5 protein-coding genes are annotated in these 5,263 nt (G+C 34.4%); 2 read left to right on the top strand and 3 right to left on the bottom strand.

Annotation, left to right across the window (positions count from 1 at the left end; all coding sequences use genetic code 11):
• Positions 1-327: 327 nt before the first annotated feature.
• The gene (locus tag Q0L29_RS01355; protein WP_296618467.1) at positions 328-1,353 is read right to left on the bottom strand and encodes a cytochrome c peroxidase; all 1,026 of its coding nucleotides are present in this window, start codon (positions 1,351-1,353) and stop codon (positions 328-330) included.
• Positions 1,326-2,114 carry an MbnP family protein gene (locus tag Q0L29_RS01350; protein WP_296618466.1) on the bottom strand — a complete coding sequence of 263 codons (789 nt, stop codon included), beginning with the start codon at positions 2,112-2,114 and terminating at the stop codon, positions 1,326-1,328. The genes Q0L29_RS01355 and Q0L29_RS01350 overlap by 28 nt, the downstream gene beginning before the upstream one ends.
• A gap of 299 nt (positions 2,115-2,413) precedes the next feature.
• Here Q0L29_RS01350 and Q0L29_RS01345 point away from each other — a divergent pair, with 299 nt between their 5' ends.
• Both Q0L29_RS01345 and Q0L29_RS01340 read left to right on the top strand, forming a co-directional pair.
• Positions 2,414-3,658 (top strand): peptidase U32 family protein, encoded by a 1,245-nt coding sequence (locus tag Q0L29_RS01345; protein ID WP_296618465.1) that lies wholly within the window; start codon positions 2,414-2,416, stop codon positions 3,656-3,658.
• Positions 3,655-3,891: a ferredoxin gene (locus Q0L29_RS01340; RefSeq protein ID WP_296618464.1), complete on the top strand. Its 237-nt coding sequence runs from the start codon at positions 3,655-3,657 to the stop codon at positions 3,889-3,891. The genes Q0L29_RS01345 and Q0L29_RS01340 overlap by 4 nt, the downstream gene beginning before the upstream one ends.
• Positions 3,892-3,901: 10 nt before the next feature.
• On the opposite strand, the gene Q0L29_RS01335 is transcribed toward Q0L29_RS01340, so the two are convergent.
• The gene (locus tag Q0L29_RS01335; RefSeq protein ID WP_296618463.1) at positions 3,902-4,921 is read right to left on the bottom strand and encodes a COX15/CtaA family protein; all 1,020 of its coding nucleotides are present in this window, start codon (positions 4,919-4,921) and stop codon (positions 3,902-3,904) included.
• Between the last annotated feature and the right edge of the window lie 342 nt (positions 4,922-5,263).

Raw genomic sequence — 5,263 nt, 5'->3', positions numbered from 1 at the left:
TTATTCAAAGGTAAATCCAGTTTTTATAATTTTCAATAGGAGATTGGAAAAATAATGAGGGACTATAATCTGACATACTTTAAAAACCGTACTGAATTGGTTTAAATGCTGTTTTGATCAAATAGTACATTTTGTAAATGTTAAAAAACAGCTTCAATCTTGATTTAAATCATCGTTTTTGAAAGCTCAAGTAGTGCTGAATTCAAGTTTTCACTATCAAACTGTGGGTTCAATGTCGTTGAGTTAAGACAATATTCATTCTCCAATAGGAGAAGGATTAAAGGATGAGGCTTAATGAAAGCTTAACTTAACGGCATCGATCATGGGTTAATCATAGGGATTTGAATATAATTCATTGGTTAGAAAAGCTTCATCGGTAAGCGTATTGAGGAAGGCTATAAGGTCTTTTTTATCTTGTTCTGACAAATTTAAACCATTCATTTTTTGATTTTTAAACATAATAGGATCCAAGTAAGGAGATCTTTTCACTCCTTTATTATAATGTTCAATCACTTCTTCTAAGCTTTTAAAACGTCCATCATGCATAAAAGAAGTCCTAATGCCTACATTTCTTAAACTTGGTGTTTTGTACTTCCCAATGTCAAAAGTATTTTGATTGTAAATAGCTAAACCGGAATTATTTTGATTGAAAGCGGAATCAAGTCCGATATTATGAAAATTTAAATCGGTAAAGAGAGGGGCTTGATGACAATGAAAACAATCACCTTTTTCAGTGTTAAAAATAAATAAGCCTCTCATTTCACTATCGGTTAAATTTACTTTTTGCTCCAGATAGTGATCAAACTTTGAATTGGAGCTGTTTAAACTCCTTATGAATTGAGCTAAAGATTTTGCTATAGATTCGGCTTTTATTTCAGAAGCGGAAATGTTGTACACTTTTTCGAACATCTTGGAATACTCGGCATGTGTTTGGATAAGTTCTACATCAGTTTTAAAAAATTCCTCTACCTCAAACATCATGACGTCTTCCAATTTTCCGGATATTTTACCATCCCAAAGAAAATTGAATTGCCATCCCAGGTTTTGGTGTGGCAATATAGTTGAACCTTCTACGGTAAAACCCTCAGATTGTATATGGCAAGAACTGCAGGAGTTTCCATGGAAAGGACCTTTTTCCGACAATATTGGATCATAATATAATTTCCTTCCCAATAATACGCCCTCTTCTGTCAGTGGATTGTCTTGTGGAATTTTCATAATGGGGAAATGCTTAGGCAAATTTAACTGGTAGTCCGTCAAGCTTGGTGAAGTTTCTTTCTCCTCGCATCCCAGTATCAGTAGCCCCAAACTTATTATTACCAGTATTATTGGCTTAGCGCAAAAACGTTCCATGCATTATTTTTTATTATTTGCATTAGTGAATCTGAATACATAGTGTGTTGACCTATTTTTAAGGAATAGATTTCAGGGTTTTTGAATATTTCTGAAATGTCTACATTCATTTTAATAGTGTCATTTCTGTTCATATCAATTGACAAATTGTTCAAATTGATCTCTATTAAGTGCTCATTTGTTCCAATATGTATAGCATAACCAAGCGTATCAGCCGATAAAAGAAAGTTGCCCTCCATTTTTAAAAAATGATAGCCTCCCCCCATTTGATCTGGCCAAGCCATATTAATATTCTCGGTAATGTTGGGAAGGAAACTTGAGATATTTTGCTTTTCCGCTAATCCTAAATTGAAATGTATGGATTGGATGGTTTGAGATTTTATATTCTGTTCTAAATTGATATTAATATGGTGAGTATTGGTTTTGAAAGAATTGATATAAAATGCAGTACTATCAGAAAAATTGGAGTTTTCGTTAAATGTAAAATTACTAAGATAATACTCCATTTTATTCACACTAAAGGTTTCGCCTGCCTCATTCCTATAATCTAATGCCTCTCCTAATAGAGGTTTATTATTCATATTATGATACAATTGAATGGTGAAATGATTTTCTTCAGGTGGATTAATCTCCTCTGGCTTACAGCTCGATAAGATGAGAATCAAGCCAAAAAATAAAATATAAAACGATTTTGAATAAATCATTCTACTGATATTAATCAGTCCCTTATATTCGCATACATTATTCCTAATAGTACTCATAATTAAGGATTTACCTTTTCCAAAGTTTCACTCAATCAAGTGAGTAACCTTCAAGTTAAAGCTCTGAATATCAAATACAACTTTGGAAAAGTTGCGGATTTTGGGCATTCATTTTTTTACCCAAAGTAAATATTAGCCTTATTACTTTAATTGATTTCGAAAGATCGAGCAAGAAGTAGAAAAACTGGCAATTCAAAAAAGACTTAAATCATCTCCTAATATGATTTTTAGCACCTTTTTCGCGCAAAAAGTTTTAGAATTTTGCATTGAATTATGAGTTTAAAATCATTGAGAGATTAATGGGTTATTCAGAAAAGGAAATCATGTTGCTGGCTCCAGCAGGTTCATTCGAAACACTCCAAACTGCTTTAAATGCAGGTGCTGATGCTGTTTATTTTGGTGTAGCACAATTGAACATGAGGGCAAAATCCACCAATAATTTCAAATTGGAGGATATAGAAGAAATTGTAAGTAGATGCCATGATAAGGGAATAAAGACATATTTGACCATAAACACTGTGCTCTATAACCATGATTTGAGTATCATGAAACTATTGCTCGAAAAGGCAAAAGCAGGAAAAGTGGATGCCGTAATAGCCTCAGACCCGGCAGTGATGTCTGCCGCCACCACAATTGGAATGCCTGTTCATGTTTCTACCCAGGCAAATGTCAGCAATATAGAAACCATAAAATTTTATGCAAATTTTGCCGATTTGGTAGTCTTAGCAAGGGAGCTAACCTTAATGCAGGTAAAAGAAATGGCAAAAGTGATCAAAAGGGAACAAATTAAAGGCCCTTCTGGTAATTTAATCAAGCTTGAAGTATTTGCACATGGAGCTTTGTGCATGGCCATATCAGGCAAATGCTATCTAAGTTTACATTCTAATTATTCTTCTGCAAACAGAGGCGCTTGCGTTCAAAATTGCCGACATGCTTATATTGTTAAGGACAAAGAAACTGAAACAGAGTTTGAGGTAGACAATGAATATATTATGTCCGCCAAGGATCTATGCACTATAGAATTCCTTGATAAAATTCTTGATGCAGGTGTTACAGTATTGAAAATTGAAGGCCGTGCTCGTTCTTCCGATTATGTAGACACTACCACTCGATGTTACAAACAGGCTATAGAGTCTATAAAAGAGCAAAGTTATTCACAGGAGAAAATTAAGTCCTGGAAAAATGAATTGAAAAAAGTTTATAACAGAGGGTTTTGGGATGGATACTACCTGGGTCGCAAAATGGGCGAATGGACTACATCTTATGGATCAGTGGCTACTCAAAGGAGAGTATTAATAGGTAAAGCCTTAAAATATTATCCGAAAATAGAAGTCGGTGAATTTGAAATTCAAAGCCGATTTCTTAATACTGGGGACGAACTAATAATTACCGGCAATAGAACAGGTATCATAAAATTGCAGGCAGCTAATTTAAGAGTAAACGATAGTACCACTAAGAAAGCCCTAAAAGGCGAAAAAGTAACTTTTAAGCTTCACGATAAAATCAGGCCAAATGATAAATTGTATAAAGTAGTGCCTGCATGATTCTGATTGGACAACAAAGAGCAAAATGCATTGGTTGCAATGCCTGCGTTGAAGCGGCTCCTTACAGATGGTCGATTTCCACCAAAGACGGGAAATGCAATTTGGTTGGGTCAATTAACAAAAAAGGGTTTTATCATATCAAAGTTCATGAAGACGAACTGCAAGATAATAGGAGAGCTGCTGAGAATTGCCCTATCAATATTATTCATATCACTAAGCTACATAAGCAATAACAACTCAATTTTAACTAGGAGTGTTTGTCTTTTTGATTAGGGCCACACTACAGAGCAATAGGAAAGTTGCAAACACCTGATGAACTACTCCTAAGCTAACAGGGACAGCATATAATAAAGTAAAAACGCCTAAGGCAAATTGAATGATGATCAAAATTAACAGTAAGCTGACCAAATTCGGAACAGATTTTAATTTTCGATAGGCGTGCAGGAAGATGATAATACCAAGGACAAAAATCACATAAGCAAAACCACGATGGATGAATTGCACTACAGGAGGGCTTTCAAATATCGCAAGATTACCGTAATACTCAAATTCTGATGTAAAAGAATCAGGAATCCATTGGTGGCCCATTTTAGGGAAAGTATTATACCACTTCCCGGCTTTTAATCCTGCCACAAAAGCTCCGTAGCAGATTTGCAAAATTAACAGGATAAGAAATACAATATTCCATTTAAATAAAGCACCATCTTTGATTTTTTTGTGAGGGATGAAATCCAATATCACCCAAAAGATATAGGCCGCTAATCCAAGAGCTGTGGTCAAATGTGCCGCCAAACGATAATGACTAACATGAGGGACATTAACCAAACCACTTTTGACCATATACCAGCCTAAAACCCCCTGAAATAATCCTAATATTAAAATGATCAGTAGTTTTCTTTTTAGCTTGGCGTTTAAATATCCTTTTGCCCAAAAATAAATAAATGGCAGAAGAAATATGATTCCTATAATGCGCCCTAAAAGCCGATGAAGGTACTCCCAGAAATAGATTTCCTTAAAATTATCTAAAGTGAAATTCCTCCGAAGATGTAGAAATTCAGGGCTTTCTTTGTATTTCTGAAAGGTTTCCTGCCATTCATCCTGACTGAGAGGAGGTATAATTCCACTTATAGGTTTCCATTCTACAATAGATAAGCCTGATTGCGTAAGGCGTGTGATTCCTCCTATTACAACCATTCCCAATACCATTACGCAACCCAAAATTAACCAGGTCAGTACCGCCTTGTTTTTTATTGTAGTTTCCAATTCAGTATCATTTTTGGCAAAAGTAAAAATAAAAAGATCAATATGTCCGTTATATTTTAATAAAAATAATTAATTTTGATACTTGCTTAGATGGGTAACAGTAATTCCATGAGAGCACACGATTATTTTGATGGAAGCCTGTGCAATTTCACATTATCAGAAAGTGTGAGTAGATCATATAAGGTCACAATAATTTCATAAGGTTTTTTGATAATCTAAAATTTATAATACATTCAGACTATGAATTTATTCGCAGCTATTTATTACTATTATCAAATGCCCGCCACTGACGGACTATAGCTGTATATTGATATATTTTTAAATATTTTAATAAGCCTGGTT

Source organism: Marivirga sp., from assembly GCF_024636815.1.
Classification (GTDB): Bacteria; Bacteroidota; Bacteroidia; order Cytophagales; family Cyclobacteriaceae; genus Marivirga.
This window is presented reverse-complemented; position numbering and strand designations above follow the sequence as displayed.